General features: G+C 60.4%; 21 protein-coding genes and 1 pseudogene. 16 read left to right on the forward strand and 6 right to left on the reverse strand.

Features of this window, described 5'->3' with window-relative positions; genetic code table 11:
- Nucleotides 1-83: 83 nt before the first annotated feature.
- Nucleotides 84-1580 carry a helix-turn-helix transcriptional regulator gene (locus E4P00_RS21410; RefSeq protein WP_032876741.1) on the forward strand — a complete coding sequence of 499 codons (1497 nt, stop codon included), beginning with the start codon at nucleotides 84-86 and terminating at the stop codon, nucleotides 1578-1580.
- A 103-nt stretch (nucleotides 1581-1683) separates the two neighbouring features.
- A complete protein-coding gene (locus E4P00_RS21415; protein ID WP_005786957.1) occupies nucleotides 1684-1956 on the forward strand; it encodes a DUF1652 domain-containing protein in 273 nt (90 codons plus the stop codon).
- Here the strand turns inward: E4P00_RS21415 and E4P00_RS21420 are convergent.
- The gene (locus E4P00_RS21420) at nucleotides 1919-3112 is read right to left on the reverse strand and encodes an MFS transporter (RefSeq protein WP_032876744.1); all 1194 of its coding nucleotides are present in this window, start codon (nucleotides 3110-3112) and stop codon (nucleotides 1919-1921) included. The genes E4P00_RS21415 and E4P00_RS21420 overlap by 38 nt on opposite strands.
- An 88-nt stretch (nucleotides 3113-3200) precedes the next feature.
- Complete coding sequence (locus E4P00_RS21425; RefSeq protein ID WP_005786954.1) at nucleotides 3201-3509, reverse strand: RcnB family protein; 309 nt, start codon at nucleotides 3507-3509, stop codon at nucleotides 3201-3203.
- A 268-nt stretch (nucleotides 3510-3777) separates the two neighbouring features.
- Between E4P00_RS21425 and E4P00_RS21430 the strand changes: the two genes are divergently transcribed.
- From E4P00_RS21430 to E4P00_RS21440, 3 genes are all read left to right on the forward strand, one after another.
- Entirely contained in the window at nucleotides 3778-4335 is a 558-nt protein-coding gene (locus E4P00_RS21430; RefSeq protein WP_032803410.1) for an XRE family transcriptional regulator, read from the forward strand.
- Nucleotides 4336-4346: 11 nt separating this feature from the next.
- Entirely contained in the window at nucleotides 4347-5693 is a 1347-nt protein-coding gene (locus E4P00_RS21435; protein WP_032876747.1) for a glutamine synthetase family protein, read from the forward strand.
- Between the two features lie 178 nt (nucleotides 5694-5871).
- On the forward strand, nucleotides 5872-7731 hold the full coding sequence (locus tag E4P00_RS21440) for a DUF3857 domain-containing transglutaminase family protein (RefSeq protein ID WP_216091033.1): 1860 nt from the start codon (nucleotides 5872-5874) through the stop codon (nucleotides 7729-7731).
- 123 nt (nucleotides 7732-7854) lie between these two features.
- Here the strand turns inward: E4P00_RS21440 and E4P00_RS21445 are convergent, their stop codons facing one another.
- Nucleotides 7855-8748 carry a LysR family transcriptional regulator gene (locus E4P00_RS21445; RefSeq protein WP_032876753.1) on the reverse strand — a complete coding sequence of 298 codons (894 nt, stop codon included), beginning with the start codon at nucleotides 8746-8748 and terminating at the stop codon, nucleotides 7855-7857.
- 129 nt (nucleotides 8749-8877) lie between these two features.
- Between E4P00_RS21445 and E4P00_RS21450 the strand changes: the two genes are divergently transcribed.
- The 6 genes from E4P00_RS21450 (at nucleotide 8878) to E4P00_RS21475 (ending at nucleotide 16605) form a co-directional block, all read left to right on the forward strand.
- Entirely contained in the window at nucleotides 8878-10545 is a 1668-nt protein-coding gene (locus tag E4P00_RS21450; protein ID WP_103735349.1) for a GMC family oxidoreductase N-terminal domain-containing protein, read from the forward strand.
- A gap of 88 nt (nucleotides 10546-10633) precedes the next feature.
- Nucleotides 10634-12256, forward strand: coding sequence for an MFS transporter (locus tag E4P00_RS21455; protein ID WP_078820865.1), 1623 nt, complete (start codon nucleotides 10634-10636; stop codon nucleotides 12254-12256).
- Nucleotides 12257-12422: 166 nt separating this feature from the next.
- Nucleotides 12423-14372, forward strand: coding sequence for a DNA topoisomerase III (locus E4P00_RS21460; protein WP_248132995.1), 1950 nt, complete (start codon nucleotides 12423-12425; stop codon nucleotides 14370-14372).
- A gap of 130 nt (nucleotides 14373-14502) precedes the next feature.
- Nucleotides 14503-14943: a CBS domain-containing protein gene (locus E4P00_RS21465; RefSeq protein ID WP_228309687.1), complete on the forward strand. Its 441-nt coding sequence runs from the start codon at nucleotides 14503-14505 to the stop codon at nucleotides 14941-14943.
- Nucleotides 14944-14951: 8 nt separating this feature from the next.
- Entirely contained in the window at nucleotides 14952-15806 is an 855-nt protein-coding gene (locus E4P00_RS21470) for an NAD-dependent protein deacetylase (protein ID WP_248132997.1), read from the forward strand.
- 469 nt (nucleotides 15807-16275) lie between these two features.
- Nucleotides 16276-16605, forward strand: a complete 330-nt coding sequence (locus tag E4P00_RS21475; protein WP_003190335.1) for a hypothetical protein — start codon at nucleotides 16276-16278, stop codon at nucleotides 16603-16605.
- A 55-nt stretch (nucleotides 16606-16660) separates the two neighbouring features.
- Here the strand turns inward: E4P00_RS21475 and E4P00_RS21480 are convergent, their stop codons facing one another.
- Nucleotides 16661-17563 carry a LysR family transcriptional regulator gene (locus E4P00_RS21480; protein WP_032876764.1) on the reverse strand — a complete coding sequence of 301 codons (903 nt, stop codon included), beginning with the start codon at nucleotides 17561-17563 and terminating at the stop codon, nucleotides 16661-16663.
- A gap of 133 nt (nucleotides 17564-17696) precedes the next feature.
- Here E4P00_RS21480 and E4P00_RS21485 point away from each other — a divergent pair, with 133 nt between their 5' ends.
- The 3 genes from E4P00_RS21485 to E4P00_RS21495 are packed head-to-tail and all read left to right on the forward strand — an operon-like array spanning nucleotide 17697 to nucleotide 20279.
- The gene (locus E4P00_RS21485; RefSeq protein ID WP_010211319.1) at nucleotides 17697-18395 is read left to right on the forward strand and encodes a CoA transferase subunit A; all 699 of its coding nucleotides are present in this window, start codon (nucleotides 17697-17699) and stop codon (nucleotides 18393-18395) included.
- 31 nt (nucleotides 18396-18426) lie between these two features.
- The gene (locus E4P00_RS21490) at nucleotides 18427-19086 is read left to right on the forward strand and encodes a CoA transferase subunit B (RefSeq protein ID WP_005786928.1); all 660 of its coding nucleotides are present in this window, start codon (nucleotides 18427-18429) and stop codon (nucleotides 19084-19086) included.
- Nucleotides 19087-19097: 11 nt separating this feature from the next.
- Nucleotides 19098-20279, forward strand: a complete 1182-nt coding sequence (locus tag E4P00_RS21495) for an acetyl-CoA C-acetyltransferase (RefSeq protein WP_248132999.1) — start codon at nucleotides 19098-19100, stop codon at nucleotides 20277-20279.
- 245 nt (nucleotides 20280-20524) lie between these two features.
- On the opposite strand, the pseudogene E4P00_RS21500 reads toward E4P00_RS21495, so the two are convergent.
- A pseudogene (locus tag E4P00_RS21500) lies at nucleotides 20525-20770 on the reverse strand (acyl-CoA thioesterase domain-containing protein); the annotation flags it as partial.
- 85 nt (nucleotides 20771-20855) lie between these two features.
- On the opposite strand from E4P00_RS21500, the gene E4P00_RS21505 reads away from it, so the two are divergent.
- Nucleotides 20856-21650, forward strand: coding sequence for a DUF4349 domain-containing protein (locus tag E4P00_RS21505; protein ID WP_148854151.1), 795 nt, complete (start codon nucleotides 20856-20858; stop codon nucleotides 21648-21650).
- Here the strand turns inward: E4P00_RS21505 and E4P00_RS21510 are convergent, their stop codons facing one another.
- Nucleotides 21651-22736 (reverse strand): DUF1615 domain-containing protein, encoded by a 1086-nt coding sequence (locus E4P00_RS21510; protein ID WP_078820862.1) that lies wholly within the window; start codon nucleotides 22734-22736, stop codon nucleotides 21651-21653.
- Between the two features lie 273 nt (nucleotides 22737-23009).
- Between E4P00_RS21510 and E4P00_RS21515 the strand changes: the two genes are divergently transcribed.
- A partial coding sequence (locus E4P00_RS21515) for a DUF6531 domain-containing protein (protein WP_248133001.1) occupies nucleotides 23010-24415 on the forward strand: 1406 nt, incomplete at its 3' end.

Raw genomic sequence — 24415 nt, forward strand, 5'->3', positions numbered from 1 at the left:
CTCCCAAGGCAAATTCTCTGCACTATCCTGAAGCCGGGATGTCGTATTCGAATGCACTCAAGCCTCGCCCCTTCGGAGACGTTATGACCCACGATGTTCTCGCCAAAGAAACCAATCGCCGCCAGTTGCAGCAGATCATTTCCGGGTTGTCCGACGGTGTGATTCTGGCCGAGGTCGACCAGACCATCCTCTGGGCCAATGACGCTGCCTTGACCATGCACGGGGTCAGCGCCGTCGAGGACCTGGGCGCCAATACCGAGGCCTACGCCGAGCGTTTCGCCTTGCGCTATCGCAATAACCATCCTTTACAGCTGGACAGCTACCCGTTAAGCCGCGTGGCCGCTGGTGAAGAGTTCAGCGATGTGGTGGTGGAAGTCACCCCTGCCGCCGACGAGAGTCGCTACTGGGTGCACCGCTTGCGTAGCCTGGTGCTGACCGACGCGCAGGGTGAGCCGGAGTTGCTGGTGCTGATCCTCAGCGACGCCACCGAATGGGCGAGCGCCGAGCAACGCTTTGAAAAAACCTTCAACGCCAACCCCGCACCCGCCGTGATCTGCCGCCTCAGCGACCTGCGCTACATCAAGGTCAACCAGGGTTTTCTGGAGATGACCGGCTACAACCGTGACCAGGTCATCGGCAAATCCGTGTATGAACTGGACGTGCTGGAACAGGCCGAGCGCAAGGACCTGGCGATCCAGCGCCTGGGCGAAGGCGCAACTATTCCGCAGATGCAGGCCGAACTGAGATTGCCCGAAGGTGGCAGCAAACTGGTGATCGTCGCCGGCCAACCGTTGGACATGAACGAGGAAGACTGCATGTTGTTTTCCTTCACTGACCTTGAGCCGCGACGCAAAGCGGAAATTGCCTTGCGACAGAGTGAAGAGCGCTTCGCCAAATCCTTCCGCCTGACGCCGGTGCCGACCCTGGTGTGCAGCGCCGACAACCGCCAGGTGGTGGATGTCAACGAAGCCTTCATGACCATCACCGGCTACATCAGCGAGGAGTTGATCGGCAAATCCATCGAAGACATCAACTTTATCGACAGCCCCCAGGCCGGCGCGCAGTTGTTCGCCACCCTGGAAAAAGCCGGCAACCTGGACGGCCAGGACCTCAAGGTGCGCAAGAAGGGCAACGAGGTGATCGACTGCGTGGTGTCAGCCGACACGGTGATCATCCAGGACGTGCCCTGCTACCTGATGGTGCTGATGAACATCACCGAACGCAAACGTTCGGAGCTGGAACTGGTGGCGGCCATCGAGGAAGTCATGCAGGACGCGTCCTGGTTCAGCCAGACCCTGATCGAGAAACTGGCCAACGCCAAGAGCGTCAACAGCCCCAACCTGCCGAATGTCTCATTCACCGACCTGACCGCCCGTGAGCGTGATGTGCTGGGCCTGATCTGCGAGGGCCTGGCAGACAAGGAAATCGCCTCGCGCCTGAAACTGGCGCCCAATACCGTACGCAACCACGTGGCCACGGTGTATTCCAAGCTGGGGGTGCACAGCCGCAGCGCGGCCATCGTGTGGGCCCGTGAACGCGGGCTGTTCGCCGGTGAATTGCGCCTTAAAAACAAACCCTGACCCTTGCAAATGCACTAGTGCACCTAGTGCGAATTCGCCTTATGGCGCGAGGGTGCACGCCATAACCTTCAAGGGATCGTATTTATGCCTTGAAGGAACCTGCATGTTTACCCTCTCTCAACTGCGCAACTGCATCGAAGAAGGCCTGTCACCGCTGACGTGCGAATTCACCCTGTGCCGGGATGCGTCCTTGACCCTCAAGGTCTACGACGCAGAAACCGGCCGTGTCGACCTGGTGGTTACCGGCATCAGCACCAACCGCCTGCAAACCCCGCAGGAAGTGGCGAAGATGGTGGATGAGTTGCGCTACGAACTGCAAAGCAACAACGTCGGCAAGCTCACGCTGGATGATTTGCCTTCATCGCCGCTCCCATGAAATAGAACACCCCGCCGCCAATGATAAACGCCCCCAGCATATAGAACATGTAGTGGGCCGGCAGGCTGGCCAGCACCAGCCCACACAGCACCGGCCCCAGCGCGGCACCGAGATTGGACAGGTTCTGCGCCCCGTAATACATGCCCCGCAGGTGGTCCGGGGCGATTCGGTCGATAAACATGTACTCGGCCGGGAACACGATGATTTCCCCTACGGTAAACACCGCCATTGCCAATACCCACCACAACACGCTGGTGGACAGCGCGAAACCGATCAACCCCAGCATGAACATGCTCAAGCCCGCGATCAGCCATTGGCTGAGATAGCGATGCGAAATGCGCCGACCAATCAGGTACTGCAAGGCAATCACCAGCACGGCGTTGGTGGTCAGCACTGCGCTGATCACGGTGTAGGTGTATTCGGCGGTGGTGGTGGTTACCAGGTATTGAGACAGGTAGGCCGTGAACTGGCCGAACACCACCGCACTGAGCAAACCGCCGAGGGTGAAACACACCAGGCGACGATCTTGCAGCAGCACACGGGCGACGGCCAGAAACGGCACCGGTTTTTGCGTGGCATCCACAGTGGCCAAGGTGCGGTCGCCCCACCGCCAATACAGCAGGAAAAAACCGAGCCCCAACAGCGCCGACAGAATAAACGGCAGGCTGATATCCAGCTTGGCCACCATCGCCCCGAAGGCCGGCCCCACGGCATAACCGATATTGGTGAGGGTATATTTGATTGAAAACACTTCACTGCGTGCGTCTTCGGGCAACAGGCTGGCGAAGCCGGCTTTCACCGCAATGTCGATGACCGCGTAGGCCAGGTTGATCAGGATCAGGCAGCCATAGAACGCCCAGATATCCTGCGCCAACAGCGTGCCGATAAACCCCAGTACAAACACCAGGCTCAATGCGAGCAACAGCCGATAGCTGTTGATGCGGTCGACCAGGAAGCCGCCGTACACGCTGAGCAGCGAGCCGACGATCAGCGAACTGCCGATCACCAGGCCAACCTGGGTAATGTCCAGGGCGAAGTGGCTGGTGAGGTAGATCACCAGGTAGGGAAAGGTGATGGCCTTGGCCAACGTCAGCAGCAAGGTGGCGCACAGCAGCAGATTCACCGTGCGGGGGTAGGTTCTTATTGTGGCAAGCATCCTGCTTCTTTCCTGTGAAGGTAACGCGACCATTGCGGTCGGTTACCTTAACGCATGAACCACGAAACGAGCAGGTGACCCGGCAGAATTATTTCTTGACCGGCGTAATTTCAAGGATGGTGCCGTTGGTGGTTTTGAGCAGGACGTACTTGTCACCTACACGCGCCCATTGGCTCTCATCCTCAGGCTGTTTGAGGCCGCGCTTTTTCCAGTCTTTAATCGCTGATTCCTCGCGCATCAACATGTCCGGGGCGCGATCACCTTCTTTCAAATCACGGGCGTTGATGTTTGAAGGTTGCACGGTTTCCTGAGGGGTATCGCCGGCCTGCACTACAGCGCTGGCGGTGGAAAAGCTGGCAGCGACCAGCAGGCAAGCGGCTAAGGTTTTCGACTTCATGGGTGCTCCTTCAATTAATGGTGCGTACCCAGGTTCCGACCGCGGCGGCGCAGAATCATTCAGCCCGCTCAGTTTCCCCTGTGGCCAGCTCGGCCTTGCTGACCCATAAAGTCCGGCCAACAATTGTCCAACCCGATCCGCATCCGATCGCGTGCTACACCCCTGCAGCTCCTGTTCCAGCAAGAATAAATACGCTTCAAACTCCCTCCCGATTGCCTCCATGAAATTAATCATGTAATTTTTCATGAAATTATTCGAACTAAATTTCATGAACCAGCAACAAGAACTCGCCACTCTCGCGACCCTGATCCACGACCTGCGCAAGCACAAGAAACTCACCCTGGCGCAATTGGCGCAAAAGATCGAGCGCTCGGTGGGTTTTCTGTCCCAAGTGGAACGCGGGTTGTCGCAACCCACCGTCGCCGACCTGACCGCCATCAGCCACGCCCTCGATGTGCCCACCACCTATTTCTACAGCCTGCCCAAACCCAAGGCGGTGGACTGGGTGACACGCCCCAACGAGCGGCGCACGGTGTATTACGCCAATGGCATCACCGACATCCTGGTGTCGCCGAGCATGAACGGTGCTTTCTCGATGCTCGACAGCTTGTTGGCCCCCGGTGCCAACAGCGGCGAGCAGAGCATGAGCGATCGCGCCGAGCAGGCTGGCTTTGTGCTGGAGGGCGAGCTGACCCTGTGGGTTGAGGGTGAGCCCGATGCAGTCACCCTCTACGAAGGCGACAGTTTCCACTTGGCCAGTTTCGCCCACTGCCGCTACGCCAACCTGACCGACCTGCCCGCCCGCGTCCTGTGGGTTTACAACTAGGAGCTGCACCCGTGAAAAGCCCATCTGCAACGTTGCTGGCCGAAGTACGGACCTTTCGCCAGAACCACCCCGACGTGCGTTATGTCGACCTGATCGCCCTGGACATTCCCGGGCATTTCTACGGCAAGCGCTACCCGGTGGAGATGCTTGAAAAAGTCGCCGCCGGCAGCCCGTTGAAGTTGCCGCAGAACGCGGTATTGCTGGGGGCTCAGGGCGGGTTGTTCAAGATTGGCGACTACTGCTTCAACGACGGTGACCCGGATGCCAATCGCCGCCTGGTGCCCGGCACATTGAAGCCGGTGAGCTGGGAATCGCAGCCCTTGGGGCAAATGCTCATCACCTCGGACGGCACCGCAGCGCCGATCGAATTCGAGCCCCGCGAAGTATTGGCCAAGGTGCTGGAACGCTTGCAGCACAAGGGCATCCACCCGGTGGTAGCGTTTGAGCTGGAGTTCTATCTGTTCGATAAGAAGCTCGACAACGGCCTGCCGCAATTTGCCCGGGACCCGCTCAGTGGTGACGCCGACGACCAGCCCAACCTGCATATCGAGCGGCTCTCGCGCTTCAGCGAAGTGCTCGACGACATGGCGCAAACCGCCCAGGAACAGGGTATCGACATCACCGTGATCACGGCCGAGATTGGTCCCGGCCAGTTCGAGATCAACTTTGGCCACTGCGACGACGGCTTGCGCGCCGCCGACTGGGCCGCGCTGTTCTGCCGCAGCACCCGGGGCGTGGCACTCAAGCACGGTTACCGCGCCAGTTTCATGGCCAAGCCCTACCTGCAATTTCCCGGCAGCGGCATGCATGTGCATGTCAGCCTCTACGACGCGGCGGGCAATAACCTGCTTGCCGCCCATCAACAGCAACCGCTGCGCCACGCCGTGGCCGGTTGCCTGGAGCTGCTGCCGCATTGCATGCCGATCTTCGCGCCCAACCACAATGCCTTGCGCCGCCTGGGTGGCACCGTCAACGCCGCCACCCGCGCCAGTTGGGGCTTTGAAGACCGTGACGCGTGCGTGCGCATCCCCGAGTCCGACCCGCGCAACCTGCGGATCGAGCACCGCCTGGCCAGCGCCGACGCCAACCCCTACCTGGTGCTGGCGGCGATCCTGATGGGCCTGGAGCATGGGCTTGAGGCCAAGCGCGAGCCGATCACATCGCTGAACGAAGACCGTAACAGCGGTACCGATTTCCCGGTGGAGATGCTCGACGCCGTGCGCGCCATGCAGCAGCAACCGGTAGTGCGCGACAAGCTGGGCGCGGAATTTGTCGATGTATATTGCGAGAACAAGCGCCAGGATCACTTGGCTTTCCAGCAAGAGATTCATGCGCGGGAATATCGCTGGTTTCTTTAAAAACTACCGAAACTGACTTGCCCAAAACCTGACTTAAATCAAAGAAAGGCTCTAGCACGGGCCTTTCAGACGGATAAATTGTCGAACAATCCTGGCTTTTGCCGTTGAGACCCATTATCATCCGGCGCCTTCTCGCTACCCGCCGGGTAGCTGTTTCAATGTGTCACCCGAGGCGCCCATGTACCGTTTTTCGTTTCACCGCCCTTTGATTGCCATCAGTCTGGGGCTTGTTTCCCATTCCGTCAGCGCTGCCCTGCAACCTATTGCCGAAGCGCCGTTGGCCAACGACACCGAATTGCACTGCCACTTCAACCGCGACGCCAGTACCGACTGCACCACCACTTACCGCTACACGATCCTCAAGCCCAACGGCCGCGAAATGCTTTCGCGCATCGACTTCGATTACTCCGAAGGCGATACCTTTGAGGTGATCAGCGCACAGTCCACCCAGCCTGGCGCCAAGCCGGTCCCCCTGGCGGCCACTCAAATCGACACGCGCAGCGCGCCCAACCCGGACCAGGGCTTCAGCCGCGACAAACAAACCTCCCTGGCCTTCCCCAACTTGCGCGTGGGCACAAAGATCCGCTACACCGTACGCCAGCACTACCCGGCCAAACCGCTGATGACCCAGTTCCATTACGTGCTCAAGTTCGGCCCCGGCGCGGCCCGCCGTGATCGCTTCAAGGCGCGCTTTACCGCCGAACGCCCGATCCAGTGGCGCAGTGAAATGTTCGACGCGTTCAACGTGACCCCTTCGAGCAACGGCAAGACCCTGGACGTGGCGCTTAAAGCCCCGATCTACCTCAACTACATCAATGAATCCTCCGCTGCCGCCCTGCTGCGCATCCCACGCCTGGAAGTCGGTAGCGCCGTGGAACGCCAGGCTTACTTCGGTGATTTCGCCCAGCGTTACAACCAGATTCTCGGCGCCAACCTGCCGGCGCAAGCCGCCGCCGCCGTGGCCGCCGCACGCAGCCTGGCACCGGCCGAGCAAGTGGCTGCGCTGATGCAGCACATCAATGATCACTACCGCTACCTGGGTGACTGGCGGGCCAGCGAGCGTGGTTATGTACCATTCAGCCTGGCGGAAATCGAGCAGCATGGCTACGGCGACTGCAAGGACCTGGCGACGCTGCTGACGGCCATGCTCAAGGCCAGTGGCATCAAGGCCGAGACCGCGTGGGTGAGCCGTGGCGATGTGGTCGACTCCTTGCTGATTCCGGGTACCCAGGCGCCTAACCACGCCATCGTGCGTGCCGAAGTGAATGACCAGGTGTGGTGGCTTGACCCGACCAATCCGGTCTTCGCCCCGGGCCAGATCATGCCCGACATTCAGGACCGCTGGGTGCTGGTCAACGACGCCCAGGGCCAGGTGCGCGAAGAGCGCATCCCGCTGGAGCGGCCCGAAGTTTCGATCCGCCTGGACAAACAAGTGCAGTACGGCAAAGAGGGAGATGGCGCGGTGAAGGCGACTATCACCTTCAGCCGCCTGCCACTGATGCAAATGAGCGTCGCCGACCGCCAGCAAGGCACCACCGCCACCGACCAGAATATCTGCGCCAACTTCGGCAACGACATCAGCGACTGCCAGATCACCCGTGAACCTACCGGCTTTGTGGTGCATGACGGTTATAGCGTCACCGCGCGCATGAATGATCAGCGCGCCCTGGAAAAACTGGCCAATGACTATGTCTACACCGACCCGTCGTTGAAAGACCGGTGGGAGGGCTACATCAACTATCGCCGCCAGGGGCAACAGGCCGACCTTTACCTGGGCAACCCGGAAACCTACGACTACACCTACACCCTGACAGGCGGGAAGATGGAAAAAGCCATCCCCGGCTGCACAGTGCGCTCGCCCTGGTACGACCTGGACCTGGACGGAAAACTGCAGGATGGCTCGCTGCGCTACCACTATCGCCTGAGCCAGAAGAAACGCTGGCTGACCCATGCTGAAGTGGCCAGTGATGCGTTCGGCAAGATGATTGACGAGGCTCGGGCGTGTGCCGAGCAGGTGCATCAGGTAGTTAAGCTCTAAAATCAAACTCAGATCAAATGTGGGAGCTGGCTTGCCTGCGATGGCGGCGGGTCAGCTTGCACATGAGTGACTGATACACCGCCATCGCAGGCAAGCCAGCTCGCACCTTTTAGTCCGTGTGTGTCAGCGGGATTCGCCGAGTAGTAAATGCTGCTCCCGTGCACACAACTCCACCACATAATCCCACAACACCCGCAACCGCACAGACTTGTGCAGCTCTCGGCGCGAGCTGATCCAGTAGCTGCGCTGGATGCTCTCTGCCGGCAGCAACGGCACCAAATCCTTGTCGCCCGCCGCCATAAAGCATGGCAACACGGCAATGCCCAACCCCGAACGCGCCGCCTGGTGCTGGGCGATCACGCTGGTGCTGTGGAACACCACCTTGGGGTTGCGACAGAAGCTGTTGAGGAACTTCAGTTCCTGGCTGAACAGCAGGTCATCGACGTAATCGATCCAGGCATGGGCGGCGAGGTCTTCGCGCTTTTCGATCGGCGGGTTGCGCGCAAGATAAGCGCGGCTGGCATACAGCGCCAGACGGTAGTCGGTGAGTTTGCGTGTCACCAATTGATCGACGCTGGGGCGTTCCAGGTGGATGCTGATCTCCGCTTCGCGATTGAGGATGCTGACAAAACGCGGTACGGCCACCAGCTCCACTTCCAGACCTGGGTAACGCTCGAACAACCCGCCCATGCGCCCGGCGAGGAACATCACGCCCAGACCTTCGGCCACCCCCAGACGTATCTTGCCCAAGGGCGCGGCTGAGTGGGTGAGTTCGTCTTCGGCCAGCAGCGCCACGTTCTCCATGACTTCGGCATGTTTGAGCAGCGCCTCGCCCGCGGGTGTCAATTCGTAGCCTTGGGCGTGTTGCACAAACAGCGCGGTGCCGAGGCTTTTCTCGATGGCCTCGATATGCCGGGCCACGGTGGCATGCGTGGTTTTCAAGCGTTGCGCGGCGGTGAGCAGGCGGCCACTGCGCTGCAACTCGAGAAAAAACCGCAGGTCATTCCAGTCGAACATATCGCCTCCATTGCCTGAGCCCGGACCGCGCTGTTTAAAAACGCACAGCAGCTGGGTAAAAACTAACATTTTTAAGACGAAAACTAACAACTAGGATGGGGCCAACAAGAAAAACAAGCGAGCCCCCAGATGCCCATTGCAACTGCTGAATACGATTACATCGTGGTCGGCGCCGGCCCCGCCGGTTGCCTGCTGGCCAATCGTTTGTCCGCCAACCCGGCCCACCGCGTCCTGCTGCTCGAAGCCGGTGGCCGCGACAATTACCCCTGGATCCATATCCCCGTCGGCTACCTGTTCTGCATCGGCAACCCGCGCACCGACTGGTGCTTCAAAACCGAGGCGCAAGCCGGCCTGCAAGGTCGCGCCCTGAGCTACCCACGGGGCAAAGTGCTCGGCGGCTGCTCGTCCATCAACGGCATGATCTACATGCGCGGCCAAGCCCAGGACTACGACGGCTGGGCGGCAGCAGGCAACCCGGGCTGGGCCTGGAAGGATGTGTTGCCGCTGTTCAAACACAGCGAAAACCACTTTGCCGGTGGCTCGGAATTCCACAGCGATGGTGGCGAGTGGCGCGTCGAGCAGCAGCGCCTGTCGTGGCCAATCCTCGATGCGTTTCGTGAGGCGGCAGCCCAGAGCGGCATCGCCAACATCAACGATTTCAACCAGGGCGACAACGAAGGCTGCGGCTACTTCCAGGTCAACCAGAAGGCCGGGGTGCGCTGGAACGCGGCGAAGGCGTTCCTCAAGCCGATCCGCCAACGCCCCAACCTGACTGTGTTGACGGAGGTGGAGGTCGACCGTGTGCTGCTGGAAAACGGCCGAGCCTCCCAGGTTGTCGGGCGCCAACACGGCCGACAGCTCAGCTGGAAAGCGCGCAAGGAGATCATATTGTGCGCCGGTGCCGTGGGCTCACCGGGCATTCTGCAGCGTTCCGGGATCGGCCCCACCAACGTGCTCAAACCGTTGGGCATTGATGTGGTGCATGAACTGCCGGGCGTGGGCGGCAACCTGCAAGATCACCTGCAACTGCGTCTGATCTACAAACTGGAAAATGCGCGCACCCTGAACCAGATCGCCGGCACGCTGTGGGGCAAGATGGGCATGGGCCTGCGCTACCTGTACGACCGCAGCGGTCCGCTGTCGATGGCGCCCAGCCAGCTTGGCGCATTTGCCCGCTCCGGGCCGGAGCAGACGTCGGCCAACCTTGAATACCATGTGCAGCCGCTGTCCCTGGAGCGCTTTGGCGAACCGTTGCACGGCTTCCCGGCGTTTACCGCATCGGTCTGCGACCTGCGCCCGCAAAGCCGCGGCCGCGTGGATATTCGCTCGGCCAACCCGGCAGATGCCCCGCTGATACAACCCAACTACCTCAGCCACCCCGAGGACTTGCGCGTGGCCGCCGACGCCATCCGCCTGACCCGGCGCATCGTCGCCGCGCCCGCCTTGAGCCAATTCAAACCGGTGGAATACCTGCCTGGCGATGCGTTGCAAACCGAAGCACAACTGCACGAAGCCGCGGCACGCATTGGCACCACCATTTTCCACCCGGTGGGAACCTGCCGCATGGGCGATGACAAGGACGCCGTGGTCGACAGCCAACTGCGTGTGCATGGCATTCCCGGGCTGCGCATTGCCGATGCGTCGATCATGCCGCGCATCACCTCCGGCAATACCTGCTCACCGACGCTGATGATCGCCGAGAAGGCTGCGCAGTTGATCCTTTCACCGAACACTGTAGGCGCGAGCTTGCTGGCGAAAAACCCACCCGCACCGCGCACCGCAGGGCACCCCGCGTAATCGTTGACGATATATGAAGAAAAACAGCGGCGCCGAAGTTGGCGCCGACAGTGGGACAACAATAAATAATCACTGTGAGGGACACCCAATGTCAGAACATGCTCAACCCCTGGGCTCGGCGGCCAGTGCAAGCACTGCCAACGAATCAAGAAAAGTCATCTTCGCCTCGTCCCTGGGGACGGTGTTCGAGTGGTATGACTTTTTCCTCTACGGCGCCCTGGCAGCGGTGATCAGCAAGCAGTTCTTTGCCGGGGTCAACGACACCACTGCGTTTATCTTTGCCTTGATGGCCTTCGCCGCAGGCTTCGTGGTGCGCCCGTTCGGAGCATTGGTGTTCGGCCGCCTGGGCGACATGATCGGGCGCAAGTACACCTTCCTGGTCACCATCATTTTGATGGGCGTGGCAACCTTCTGCGTCGGGCTGCTGCCGACCTACGCCAGCATCGGCATCGCCGCACCGATCATCCTGATCGTACTGCGTATGTTGCAGGGCCTGGCGCTGGGCGGCGAGTACGGCGGCGCGGCCACCTATGTGGCCGAACATGCGCCACCCGGCAAGCGCGGCCTGCATACCAGCTGGATTCAATCCACCGCCACCCTCGGCCTGCTGCTATCGTTGCTGGTGGTGCTGGCCTGCCGTTACTTCACTGGCGATCAGTTCGAAGTGTGGGGCTGGCGCATCCCGTTCCTGTTTTCCATCGTGCTGCTGGGCATCTCGACCTGGATCCGCATGAGCCTGCACGAGTCGCCGTCCTTCCTGAAAATGAAAGAAGAAGGCAAGGCCTGCAAGGCGCCGATCCGCGAGTCGTTCGGTAAATGGGAAAACCTCAAGGTCGTACTGATTGCCCTGTTCAGTATCAACGGCGGGCAGGCCGTGACTTTTTACGCGGCGCAGTTCTATGTGCTGTTCTTCCTGACCCAGTTCCTGCGCATGGACCCGGCTCTGGCCAATATGTTGCTGATCATCAGCGTGGTGATTGGCGCGCCGTTCTTTATCCTGTTTGGCTGGCTGTCGGACAAGGTCGGGCGCAAGCCGGTGCTGATGCTCGGCCTGCTGCTGGCGACCGCGCTGTACTTTCCGATCTTCAAGGGCCTGGCGCACTACACCAACCCAGCGATGGACCAGGCCAGCCGACAGGCGCCGATTACCGTGCTGGCCGACCCGGCCACCTGTACTTTCCAGTTCGACCCGGTGGGCAAGGCGCGTTTTGACAGCCCATGCGACAAGGTCAAGACCTTCCTGGTCAAGCAGGGCCTGCCCTACAGCAGTGCCGCCGCTCCGGCAGGCAGCCCGGTGCAGGTGAGCGTGGGCGATGTGCGCATCGACGGCTTTGACGAGGCGGCACTGCGTGGCGCCGTGACCCTGGCCGGCTACCCGTCTTCGGCGGACGTGGCCCAGGTCAACAAGGTGATGGTGGTGGTGCTGATCGTCGTGCTGATCCTGATCGCTGCCATGTGCTACGGGCCATTGGCGGCGCTGATGGTGGAGCTGTTTCCGACGCGTATCCGCTACACCTCGATGTCCCTGCCCTACCATATCGGCAACGGCTGGTTTGGCGGGTTCCTGCCGACCGTATCCTTTGCCCTGGTGGTGTACACCGGCGATATCTTCTATGGCCTGTGGTATCCGGTGGTGGTGACTGGGGTGAGCTTGATCGTCGGGTTGTTCTGCCTCAAAGAAACCCGGCATGTGGATATCGATAACAACTGAGTTCGTTTGAACACCGAAGATCCCTTGTGGGAGGGAGCAAGCCCCCCTCCCACATTTTGGTTGTTGTTGCTCACACAAATTGCTGTACATCCATACAGATAATGGTTGCTCAAATCCTTCTGACTAAGCATCCTGCAAGGCATCAACCCGATCTGATGTGATGACCATGCGGCTGTACCTCTGTGAAAAACCCTCCCAGGCCAAGGATATCGCGGCCGTGCTCGGCGCCACGCGCCGCGGCGACGGCTGCTGGCTGGGCAATGGGGTTACTGTCACCTGGTGCATCGGGCACCTGTTGGAAACCGCCCCGCCCGACGCCTACGACGCCAAATACAAACGCTGGGTGCTGGCCGACCTGCCGATCGTTCCGGAAAAATGGAAGATGCTGGTCAAGCCCAAGACCGCCAGCCAGTACAAGGCGGTCAAGCGCTTGCTGGGGGAAGCCCAGGAGCTGGTGATCGCCACCGATGCTGACCGTGAGGGCGAGATGATTGCCCGTGAACTGGTGGAGCATTGCCGCTACCGTGGGCCGATCCAGCGGCTGTGGCTGTCGGCACTGGACGAGGCCTCCATTCGCAAGGCCCTGGCGGCGCTCAAGCCGGGCGCCGAAACCTTCAGCCTGTATCACTCGGCCCTGGGCCGCTCCCGCGCCGACTGGCTGATCGGTATGAACATGAGCCGCCTGTTTACCCTACTGGGGCGCCAATCCGGCTATCAGGGCGTATTGCCGGTAGGCCGGGTGCAAACCCCGACCCTGCGCCTGGTGGTGGACCGTGATCGCAGCATCGCCGATTTCGTACCGGTGGCGTATTGGGCCATTGATGTCGACCTGCGTCACGAAAGCATGACCTTCACCGCCCAGTGGCGCGCCAATGAAGATGCCTGCGATGATCAGGGCCGTTGCCTCAACCCGCAACTGGCGCGGGACGCTGCCGACGCCATGGGCAACGCGAACACGGCGCGGCTGGTAAAGCTGCGCACCGAACGCATGCGCGAAGTTGCCCCCCTGCCCTTTGACCTCGGCACACTGCAGGAAATCTGTTCCAAAAAGCTCGGCCTGGGCGCCCAGGAAACCCTGGATATTGCCCAATCCCTCTACGAAACTCATAAGGTCATCACCTACCCGCGCAGCGATTGCGGCTACCTGCCGTTGAGCCAGCACAGTGAGGCGCCAAAGATCCTCTCGGCGCTGGGCCGTGCGGATGCGGCGGTCAACGAATTGATGCCGCACATCGACCCTCAACGCCGCTCGCGGGCCTGGAATGACGCCAAGGTCAGCGCCCACCACGGCATCATCCCCACGGGCGCCGGCAAGGATGTCAGCCAACTGACCGGCAAACACCGTGCGGTCTACACCTTGATACGCGCGCGCTACCTGGCGCAGTTCCTGCCCAACCATGAATACGACCGCACCCAGGCAGATTTCGACTGTGCCGGCCAGGCATTGCGTGCGGTGGGCAAGGTCATCATCGAAGCCGGCTGGAAACGCGCCTTGCCCGAATCACTGGCACCCGCCAAAGGCCGTGAAGCGCCCGTGCCCCAGGCCTTGCCGACGCTGGTGCAGGGCCAGGACTACGCCGTGGCCAAGGTCAACCTCAAGGACCTGTGGACCCAACCGCCCAAGCCCTTTACCGAAGGCGACCTGATCAAGGCGATGAAAAACGTCGCCAAACTGGTGCAAGACCCGCTGCTCAAGCAAAAGCTCAAGGACACCACCGGCATCGGCACCGAAGCCACTCGCGCCGGGATCATCCAGGGCTTGCTGGACCGCGGTTACCTGGTGAAAAACGGCAAAGCCCTGTCGGCAACCCCAGCCGCGTTCAGCCTGATTGACGCGGTGCCCCGCGCCATTGCCGACCCAGGCACCACCGCCATCTGGGAACAAGCGCTGGACATGGTGCAAAGCGGCGAAATGAGCCTGGAAGAATTCGTTGCCAAGCAGGCGGCGTGGATGAGCAAGCAGGTGGCGCGCTGTAACGGTATGCGCATGACCATCACCGGCCCCGCCAGCCTGGCAGGTCGAGGTGCCACGCCCTGGAAGAAGAAACGCAAGAGCGGTCCACGCAAGGCTGCGGCCAGTCCAAAGCGCACAAAGAAACCGACAACGGCGGGCTAGAACGCGTAAAAATCCGGCAAATGACGTTTTTCGACAGGTTTAACGCCGCTTTGGGTCTTGCCCTGCCGCAGGCCGTCTAGGATTCTTTAGGGGACCCTGACTACCTAAGAACAACACCGGAGTGGCCGCCATGAAAACCGTCGCACAATTGCTCAAAGCCAAGGATCAGAAAAACCAGGACGTTCACACCATTCAATGGGACCACACGGTGTTCGAAGCGCTGGTGCGGATGTCTGAGAAAAACGTCGGTGCCTTGCCAGTCGTCAAGGAAGGTGTGGTCGTAGGGATCATCAGCGAGCGTGATTACGCACGTAAACTCATTCTCAAAGGCCTGTCGTCGGTGACCACTCGGGTCGACGATGTTATGAGCTCTCCCGTCATCACCGTCGACACCCATAAAAGTGTCGAGGAATGCATGAACATCATGACCGACAGTCACCTGCGCCACCTACCGGTGGTCGAAGACGGCAAACTGTTGGGCCTGCTGTCCATCGGCGACTTGGTGAAGGAAGCCATTGCCGAACAGGCTGATCTGATCAAACAGCTGGAGCAATACATCCGCGGCGAATAGGAGACACCATGCTCGACACGCTGGAACATCAGGCAGACCACCTCGAAATCCTGCACCGGGCTATGGCTGAACGACGCTTTTTAGTCTTGACCGGCGCAGGCATCAGCACCTCGTCGGGCATCCCGGATTACCGCGACAGTGAAGGTGTACGCCGGGGCAAAGCACCGATGATGTACCAGGAATTTCTTGCCACCCCGGATGCGCGACGCCGTTACTGGGCGCGGGCGATGCTGGGTTGGCCGCGTGTGCGCATTGCGCAGCCGAACAAGGCTCACCTGGCACTGGCGACACTGCAACACCATGGCCATATCAGCGGGCTGATCACGCAGAACGTCGACACCCTGCATGACCAGGCCGGCAGCCATGACGTGATCGAGTTGCACGGCAGCTTGCATCGGGTGCTGTGCCTGGATTGCCAACTGCGCAGCGAGCGCGATGTGATCCAGCGGCAAATGGAAGTTGATAACCCGCATATGGCGCAGGTTCACGCCGTGCAAGCGCCGGATGGCGACACCTTGCTCGATCCGGCGTTTGAACAACACTTCCAGGTGCCCCACTGCCCCCATTGCAACGGCGAGCGGCTCAAACCTGACGTGGTGTTCTTTGGCGAGAATGTCGCACCGGCGACGGCGCTGAAGGCGATGGCGGCGGTAGAACACGCTGAGGGCCTGCTGGTGGTGGGGTCGTCACTGATGGCCTATTCGGCGTTCCGATTGTGCAAGGCCATGGTCGAGCAGCGTAAGCCGGTGATTGCGATCAATCTGGGCAAGACACGCGGGGATGAGCTGCTGCAGGTTAAAATCCAGGCCTCCTGCGAGCAGCTACTGCCGTTGCTCGTCGACCGGCTCCTACAGGAGGGTTGAAACGCCCGACCTGCACCTCCAAAAAATGACGCCCAAGTCACGTTTTCCCGCATTCCCCCGCCCCCACAACAAATTATGTAGTGATCAAAAATAATCACTACATAATCGTTGACGTAACCTTTTTGTCCTTGCATGATCTAGACGTCTCCCGGATCGGGAGCGTTGGTAACAAGCGTTTTGAACAGGCTCGTCTGACCGCCGAGCTGTTTTTCCGGATGTGCACTGCCCACAAGGCAGATTGATGAAGCTGACCAGCCCCGAAAGGGTCCGGTACAAGGAGCTAAAACGCTGCTTGTCTTCGTTATGAAAGCGTTGCGTAGCAGTTCATCAGCAAGACTACATGCATCAGGTTCAAGACCCTGCCCGTATTCGGCAGACCGTCACTGACGCCCGGTTTTCGGAACCGGAGACAACTACGCAGTTTTAACGAATCAATTGATAGATCGCCAACTGGTCAAGGGGCTTACACATGAATCTGAACAACCAACCAACTATCGATGAATTGGCTGAGATGTTCGCAGCGCAGAAAGACACACTCGACGACCATATCCTGTGGATTGGCAAATCGGGCGAAGTGCAAATTGACTGCCTGGCGCCCCATACCGAAGAAGCCGAGTTCGACCGCAATAACCGTGAACTGGCGGCGCGCCTGAAGATGTACCGCCGTGGCCAGGGCTATGTCGGAAAGAAGGCTGCGGCTGATCGAAACTTTATCGAGCAGGTGTTCGATACACTCAACAATGCCTGGGCATCTTTCAAAGACAGCTCGCAAGTTAAAGTGATCGACCGCTACTACTAAGTATTACTCAATCAATGCGGGAGCTGGCTTGCCAGCTCCCGCATTTTTTATAACGTTAGAAAGTTGGAAACCTGCCCTTCCCCGCCTCATCCCGAAAAATATCGAACAACACTTGCGCCGCCGCCGACAACTCATGGCCCGGTTTGGTCAACACGCCAATTGGCCGCTCGATCACCGGGCCGGTCAAGGTAATGCAATGAGCACCCGCCTCCTCCATCTGCCGGGCACATAACGCTGGCACGGCGCTGACGCCCAGCCCGCTGGCGACCATCTTCCCCACGGTCGCCAGTTGATGGCTTTCCAACGCTACGGGCAATTTCATCTGCAAGGCACCAAGGTGTTCTTCCAACATCACCCGTACCGTGGAGGGGCGTTGCAACGTGATAAACGGTTGCTCCAGCAAGGTTTTCCAATCGATCTCGGCACGCTGAGCCAACGGCGAATCCCCTGGCACCACGGCGATAAAGCGATCCAGATATAACGGCGTAAATGCCAACGATGACCCCTCGGACGGCTCGAATGCCACGCCCAACTCCACCTGACGGTCGCGCACCATCTCCAGCACTTGCTCGTTGATCAGGTCATGCACCGTCACGTTCACCTGAGGGTAACGTGCGCGGAAGATCTTCAGGATCGGCGGCAACAGGTTACCGGCAAACGACGGCATGGCCGCCACCGTCACGCGCCCGCGTTGCAGGGTAAAACGCTGGCGCAGTTCGTCCTCGGCGTTGTCCCAGTCGGCAATCAACCGGCGCGCCAGGGGCAACAGCGATTCGCCCTCCGGGGTCAACGCGACGTTACGGGTATTGCGGCTGAACAGGCGCCCGCCCAACCCTTCTTCCAACCCCTTGATGGTCAAGCTCAGTGCCGACTGAGAAAGGTGCAGGCGCTCGCAAGCAGCAGCAAAACTCAGACTCTGAGCAACGGCGAGAAAGGCACGCATCTGTTTGACGGTCATGAGGCAGCTCCAGACAGCAGTTGGACTATGCTGTTTTCTAAATCAATCAACCTTAAAAAACAACTTAACAAATCAATCCACTGGCGCAACACTCAACGCACTGGCTGGACCACAAACAATAAAAGAGGTGCATATGGCAGGTTTCGATAAACGCGTGGCGTCCTATGAAGAAGCACTGGCAGGCCTGGAAGACGGCATGACCGTGCTCTCCGGCGGTTTTGGCCTGTGTGGCATTCCGGAAAACCTCATTGCCGAGATCAAGCGCAAAGGCACCCGCGACCTGACGGTGGTTTCCAACAACTGCGGCGTCGATGGCTTCGGCCTGGGCGTGCTGCTCGAAGAAAAACAGATCAGCAAGGTGATCGCCTCTTATGTGGGTGAAAACGCCTTGTTCGAGAAGCAGCTGCTCAGCGGCGAAATCGAAGTAGTCCTCACCCCCCAGGGCACCCTGGCGGAAAAAATGCGCGCAGGCGGCGCCGGCATCCCGGCCTTCTTCACCGCCACCGGCGTCGGCACCCCAGTTGCCGAAGGCAAGGAGACCCGCGAATTCAACGGCCGCCCGTATTTGATGGAAGAGTCCATCACCGGCGATTTCGCCATCGTCAAAGGCTGGAAAGCCGACCACTTCGGCAACGTCATCTACCGCCACACCGCCCAGAACTTCAACCCGCTGGCGGCCACCGCGGGCAAGATCACCGTGGTCGAAGTCGAGGAAATCGTCGAACCGGGCGAGCTGGACCCGGCGCAGATCCACACCCCTGGCATCTACGTCGACCGGATCATCTGCGGCACCTTCGAGAAGCGCATCGAACAGCGCACCGTCCGCAAATAATCCACGTCCAGAACAATAAGAGGAAACAACCATGGCTCTTACCCGCGAACAAATGGCTCAACGCGTCGCCCGCGAAATGCAGGACGGTTACTACGTGAACCTGGGCATCGGCATTCCGACCCTGGTAGCCAATTACATCCCCGACGGCATGGAGGTGATGCTGCAATCGGAAAACGGCCTGCTCGGCATGGGACCGTTTCCTACCGAAGAAACCATTGATGCCGACATGATCAACGCCGGCAAGCAAACCGTCACCGCACGCATTGGCGCCTCGATCTTCTCGTCCGCCGAATCCTTCGCGATGATTCGCGGCGGGCATGTCGACCTCACCGTGCTCGGCGCGTTTGAAGTGGACGTACAAGGCAACATTGCCTCGTGGATGATCCCCGGCAAGCTGGTCAAGGGCATGGGCGGTGCGATGGACCTGGTGGCCGGTGCGGAAAATATCATCGTGATCATGACCCACGCGTCCAAAGACGGTGAGTCCAAATTGCTCAGCCAATGCAGCCTGCCGCTGACCGGCGCCAACTGCATCAAGCGTGTGCTCACGGACCTTGCGTACCTGGAAATCGAAAATGGCGCTTTTGTCCTCAAGGAACGCGCACCTGGCGTCAGTGTTGAAGAGATTGTGAGCAAGACCGCCGGTAAACTGATCGTCCCGGACCACGTTCCAGAAATGCACTTCCAGTGAGGACAGATTCCATGCAAGACGTCGTGATTGTTGCTGCCACCCGCACCGCCGTGGGCAGCTTCCAAGGTTCGCTGGCGAACATCCCGGCCCCGGAACTGGGTGCCGCCGTGATCCGTCGCCTGCTGGAGCAGACCGGCCTGGACCCGGCCCAAGTCGATGAAGTGATCCTCGGCCAGGTGCTCACTGCAGGCAGCGGCCAGAACCCGGCGCGCCAGGCTTCGATCCTCGCCGGCCTGCCCCACGCCGTGCCGAGCCTGACCCTGAACAAGGTTTGCGGCTCGGGCCTCAAGGCCCTGCACCTGGGCGCACAGGCCATTCGTTGCGGCGACGCCGAGGTGATCATTGCCGGCGGCATGGAAAACATGAGCCTGGCACCCTACGTACTACCCGCCGCGCGCACCGGTTTGCGCATGGGCCACGCGAAGATGATCGACAGCATGATCACCGACGGCCTGTGGGACGCATTCAACGACTACCACATGGGCATCACCGCCGAGAACCTGGTAGACAAGTACGGCATCAGCCGTGAAGCCCAGGATGCGTTCGCCGCCGCCTCCCAGCAAAAAGCCGCCGCTGCCATTGAGGCCGGACGTTTTGCCGACGAGATCACCCCGATCCTGATTCCCCAGCGCAAAGGCGACCCGGTGGCTTTCGCGGTGGACGAACAACCCCGCGCCGGTACCACGGCCGAGTCCCTGGCCAAGCTCAAGCCGGCGTTCAAGAAAGACGGCAGCGTCACCGCCGGCAACGCCTCCAGCCTCAACGACGGCGCCGCCGCCGTGCTGCTGATGAGCGCCGACAAAGCCCGCGCCCTCGGCTTGCCTGTACTTGCGCGTATCGCCAGCTACGCCAATGCGGGCGTAGACCCGGCCATCATGGGCATCGGTCCGGTATCGGCCACTCGCCGCTGCCTGGACAAGGCCGGCTGGCAGTTGGCAGACCTGGACCTGATCGAAGCCAACGAAGCCTTCGCTGCGCAATCTTTGGCAGTGGGCAAAGAGCTGGAATGGGACGCCGATAAAGTCAACGTCAACGGCGGCGCGATCGCCATCGGCCACCCGATTGGCGCCTCAGGCTGCCGCGTGCTGGTGACCCTGCTGCATGAAATGATCAAGCGCGACGCCAAAAAAGGTTTGGCGACGCTGTGCATTGGCGGCGGCCAAGGCGTGGCCCTGGCACTCGAACGCGGCTGAATCGGATCGCTATTGTGGCGAGGGAGCTTGCTCCCGTTGGGCTGCGTAGTAGCCCCATGCCAATAAGAGCAACACAGAAAAGGCCCGGTTCCACGAAAAGCCAGGCCTTTTCTTTTATCGATTCCCTACCTGTAAGCACTCGGTCAGACGGTGGGAGCTGGCTTGCCTGCGATAGCGGTGTGTCAGTCAAATTATTGCTGACTGATACACCGCTATCGCAGGCAAGCCAGCTCCCACATTTGATCTCATTGCCTGTCACCCTGTGGCACCGCAAACACCGCACTCGCACGCAGCACAATGCGCTCCTGCACTTGCAAACTCAGCGTCGCAAACGCCATCTGCCGCCCGCGCTTGTGGCTTTCCAAACGTACCACCATCCACTCCCCCACCTGCACGGCGCCCAGGTAGTCCAAGGTCATGCTGGCAGTAATCAACGGCAGCGGTGGCTCACTGGAAAACGCCATGGCGTATCCCATGCCAATATCGGCCAGGCAAATCCCCGGCAATGCTTTGCGTTAATGGACCAGACCGGCTTTAATCGCGATCAATTTCTCCTGCACATTTCAAGGAAACGTAATGCGCCACCTGGACGGCAATTCCCACCCGCTTCGCGCGCCGCTGTTGATTTTGCTCGCTGGCCTGGCCTTGGCCGGTTGCTCACCCAAGGACCACTCTCGCGCCACGGTCATCAATGGCGAACAGGGCAAGGCCGGGGCGCAACTGGCCTATGAGCATGAACTGACCCTGGCCCTGCCCGGCGCTCTGCTCGCGCCGCGTATGCAGGCCACCCGCGAGGCGTGTGAAACGGCACGCTTTGGTGCCTGCAATATCCTTGGCATTACCGAAGACAGCAACGGCGGCCAGATCATCCTGCGGATCGCACCCACGGGTGTGGAACCGATGGTCGCCCTCGCGGCTGAAGGCGGCAAACTCGGCCAGCGCATCACTACCGCCGAAGACCTGGCCGATGCGATCGACGATGTGCGCCGCCGCCAGCAGCGCCTGCAAGCCCAGCAGCAACGCCTCGACGAACTGGCCAAGCGCAAGGATATCAACGTCAGTGACTTGATCGTTCTGAGCAAGGAGCAAGCAAGTATTGAAAATGAGTTGCAGGCATTGGCCCAGGTTGCCGCCGGCCAGCAACGCCGCCTCGATACCAATCGCGTGACCCTGAATTTCCGCTCTTCTGACGGTGCGAACCAAGCGTCACGTTTCAGCCGGATGTTCAGCCACCTGGGAGACAACCTGGTGAACGGCACGGCAGACGCCCTGGAGCGTGCCAGCTATGTGCTGCCGTTTGTGATCCTGGCGTTCCCGGTGGTGTGGCTGTGGGTTGGGTTGTGGCGCCGGTTCGTCAAGCGTCGCAGCTGATCAGCGCTTGATACAGCGCTGATAGCGCTCATCCACACGCTTGGCAAACCAGGCCGTGGTCAGGTTGCGGGTGATCTTCGGGCTCTTGAGCACAATGCCCGGCAGGATCGCCCGTGGCAGCGGTTTGCCGGCCGCCTGGTCGGCCAGGCTGAAGACGCGCTTGTACAGCGTGGTGTCCTCGAAATCCAACTGGTCGCCCTGCTCCAACTGGCTGCGGATGCTCGGGTTGCGCATGTCCAGCTTCGCCCCCAGTGAGCGCACTGCCAGTTCGGTGGTGCCGGGCAGCAGGGAGCCATAGCGGATCAAGTCCCCATCCAGCGCCAGCTCTTTGCCCGTCACGCGGCTGACCGCGGCCTGGAACGCAGCATTGCGGCTGGCGTACCAACCGGCATTGAAATCGGCAAAGCGGTACAGCGGCTGGTCGTAGCTCACCGGGTAGCCGAGCAAATGGGCGATGCCGAAGTACATACCGCCGCGACGGGTGAACACTTCACGGCGAATCGTACCGTCCACCGTGTAGGGATAACCCCGCGCCTGTTTTTGTGCAAAGTCGATACTGACCTGCATCGGGCCTGCGGTGTGCACCGGGTTGAAGCCGCCAAACAAGGTATTACCCAGGGGCACCATGCTGATGAAGTCATCGAAGATCGCGCTCAAGTCCTTCTCCGTGCGTGCGGCATTCAAGCGGTCGGCGTAGGTTTTGCCGGTGGGCGAACGCAATTGCAGGGCGCTGCGTACCACGAACGCGGGCACATGCACCTTGCCGGCGCGACGCAGGATTTCATCCTGGGCGATCTTGCCCATGCCCGGCACAGGCGGGTCGACCTGATAGGTAGACTCCTGCTCGGTCACCGCCAGCACGGCGCAGATGTTTTCGGTGCTGGGGTAGATTTTCTGGGTGTCGAAGGCGGTGTAGATGTCCTGGGCCCAACCGTTGCGGTCCGACACCTTGGCCGGCAGCAGGCGCACGATCTGCGCCTTCACCTCGGCCTCACTGCGCTCGGGTTGCTGCGGGCCACGGGAGGTGGAACAGCCGGCCAGCACCAGCAAAGGCATGAGGCAAAAGAACAGACGACTTGGATACATGAGGCTTCCTTGGTTAACGACAGGCCGGGCAGTGCTGATATCGACAGGTAAGTCTAACCGGGGTTCGTCGGTGAGCCGAAGCGGATGCCTGGCTTTAGCTGAAACATCCCACATAACTGCCGGATAAGCGCTACTCCCCTGCCCTGTGAACCGCTGCAAAGTCCCTCGCCTGATTGAACAGTGCGAGGGATTGCAGATGGTTGTTTTCGTTACGCCCCCGGTTGATGGGGTTGGCGCTTGAACCCGGTCATTGGCAGGCTGGCCCTGACCCCAATGAACGTGAAAACGGTCGACGTTGAAGGCGTCTTCCGTGACTTTCGCGATTGCTTGAACACCTTTGACGATTGGGCCAATAGCTTCTGGAGCTTCTCGGCGCTGGAGCTTGAGCAGGTGTTCAAGGTCGGCGATGAGGTAACGCTCGTTGCCCCGATCAATCGCTCCCTGTTTCCCAGCAGCACCGTCGCCACCTGCCGGGCCAACGGTACGTTGACCCTGGTGCATATGTTCCAGAGCACGCGGTTCGTGCCGATCGGCGACACAGCGGTGATGCTGCAACGCGTTGATCCAAACGGCGGTCCGCTGGGCGAGCCCATCCACAAGACCATCGGCCCGAGCGGCATCCTTGAGATCACCGAGTGTGATCGCAACCAGCAATATCGGGTGAGCTTTTACCCCAACGTTTCCCAGGATCACCTCAAGGCGCTGTATGCCTCCTACCAGTCGGTGACCGCAGCGCTGGAAGCCCGGCTGCGCAAAGAGTGGACCGACACTTTCCAAGCCCAGTGGAAAAGTTACGCAGACGCTCGCCCGCTTGAGCGGCGCCGCCTGCTGGAGGCGGCCTTTGCCAGCGGCATGGTCAAGGCGCTTTACAGCCTGTGGGACAACATTGGCGAGCTGTCGGCGCTGCTGGCGGACCTCAAGCCCAACAGCGAAAAACTGCTGCAATACCTTTCTCAAACTGAGCTCGATGAACTGCTGACACTGAGCAGTGACGCGATCGCCCAGGGCTTGCTGGTGCTCAGTGATGAGCCGCTGTTGTTTATCTATCTATCGGCGCTGGTCAGCTGGATGCGCATGCTCCCGCCGCCGGAGATGGCTGAACTGTGGGGCGAAATTACCGGTGAGGTCCTGATCAATCTGCTGCTGATTCGCGTCTTGGGTGCGATGGGCGTAGTGGTGCGATTGGGGGCTGGTGTGCTCAGTCACGTCAAATCCGGGCGCGCACGAGCGTTGTTGGAATTGCTGGCCAAGCAAGTAGTGGGGCCAGGGTTGGGGCCGCATGTCGAGGTCGCCAAGCCGGTGTTACTGAGCAGTGCCGCGACACCGGTCAAGGCCGTGCCGGTGGTGCCGTTGAAGGCAGGCGATACGCTGGTTTCGAACCCGGTGTCGATGGTGCGCAGCAAGACCCAACGCACCACGTTGGTCCGCCAGGAATCGGTGGATGATGCGCCTGCCGTGGCGTCGAATCCGAAGGGAGATGCGGCGGCTCCAGCAGATAAGACGGTCACTCATGGTTGCCCGGTGTCGATGGTCACCGGCGAGGAATTGCTGACCCTTACCGATGGCGCGCTGGACGGGATTTTGCCGTTTGAGTGGACGCGGCTGTATCGCACCAGTGCGGTGGAACTGGATTGCGGGTTGGGGTTTGGCTGGAGTCATGCGCTGGCGCACAGGCTTTG

Origin of the sequence: Pseudomonas sp. B329 (assembly GCF_023127835.1) — a bacterium.
Classification (GTDB): domain Bacteria; phylum Pseudomonadota; class Gammaproteobacteria; order Pseudomonadales; family Pseudomonadaceae; genus Aquipseudomonas; species Aquipseudomonas synxantha_A.

What these genes read in the sequence shown, in the direction of transcription:
- E4P00_RS21480 (WP_032876764.1), bottom strand. Translation starts at nt 17,563, where the DNA reads ATGACCGTCAAACAGATGCGTGCCTTTCTCGCCGTTGCTCAGAGTCTG.
- E4P00_RS21420 (WP_032876744.1), bottom strand. Translation starts at nt 3,112, where the DNA reads ATGCTTGCCACAATAAGAACCTACCCCCGCACGGTGAATCTGCTGCTG.
- E4P00_RS21455 (WP_078820865.1), top strand. Translation starts at nt 10,634, where the DNA reads ATGTCAGAACATGCTCAACCCCTGGGCTCGGCGGCCAGTGCAAGCACT.
- E4P00_RS21450 (WP_103735349.1), top strand. Translation starts at nt 8,878, where the DNA reads ATGCCCATTGCAACTGCTGAATACGATTACATCGTGGTCGGCGCCGGC.
- E4P00_RS21415 (WP_005786957.1), top strand. Translation starts at nt 1,684, where the DNA reads ATGTTTACCCTCTCTCAACTGCGCAACTGCATCGAAGAAGGCCTGTCA.
- E4P00_RS21440 (WP_216091033.1), top strand. Translation starts at nt 5,872, where the DNA reads ATGTACCGTTTTTCGTTTCACCGCCCTTTGATTGCCATCAGTCTGGGG.
- E4P00_RS21470 (WP_248132997.1), top strand. Translation starts at nt 14,952, where the DNA reads ATGCTCGACACGCTGGAACATCAGGCAGACCACCTCGAAATCCTGCAC.
- E4P00_RS21430 (WP_032803410.1), top strand. Translation starts at nt 3,778, where the DNA reads ATGAACCAGCAACAAGAACTCGCCACTCTCGCGACCCTGATCCACGAC.
- E4P00_RS21425 (WP_005786954.1), bottom strand. Translation starts at nt 3,509, where the DNA reads ATGAAGTCGAAAACCTTAGCCGCTTGCCTGCTGGTCGCTGCCAGCTTT.
- E4P00_RS21485 (WP_010211319.1), top strand. Translation starts at nt 17,697, where the DNA reads ATGGCAGGTTTCGATAAACGCGTGGCGTCCTATGAAGAAGCACTGGCA.
- E4P00_RS21490 (WP_005786928.1), top strand. Translation starts at nt 18,427, where the DNA reads ATGGCTCTTACCCGCGAACAAATGGCTCAACGCGTCGCCCGCGAAATG.
- E4P00_RS21465 (WP_228309687.1), top strand. Translation starts at nt 14,503, where the DNA reads ATGAAAACCGTCGCACAATTGCTCAAAGCCAAGGATCAGAAAAACCAG.
- E4P00_RS21495 (WP_248132999.1), top strand. Translation starts at nt 19,098, where the DNA reads ATGCAAGACGTCGTGATTGTTGCTGCCACCCGCACCGCCGTGGGCAGC.
- E4P00_RS21505 (WP_148854151.1), top strand. Translation starts at nt 20,856, where the DNA reads ATGCGCCACCTGGACGGCAATTCCCACCCGCTTCGCGCGCCGCTGTTG.
- E4P00_RS21475 (WP_003190335.1), top strand. Translation starts at nt 16,276, where the DNA reads ATGAATCTGAACAACCAACCAACTATCGATGAATTGGCTGAGATGTTC.
- E4P00_RS21460 (WP_248132995.1), top strand. Translation starts at nt 12,423, where the DNA reads ATGCGGCTGTACCTCTGTGAAAAACCCTCCCAGGCCAAGGATATCGCG.
- E4P00_RS21410 (WP_032876741.1), top strand. Translation starts at nt 84, where the DNA reads ATGACCCACGATGTTCTCGCCAAAGAAACCAATCGCCGCCAGTTGCAG.
- E4P00_RS21445 (WP_032876753.1), bottom strand. Translation starts at nt 8,748, where the DNA reads ATGTTCGACTGGAATGACCTGCGGTTTTTTCTCGAGTTGCAGCGCAGT.
- E4P00_RS21510 (WP_078820862.1), bottom strand. Translation starts at nt 22,736, where the DNA reads ATGTATCCAAGTCGTCTGTTCTTTTGCCTCATGCCTTTGCTGGTGCTG.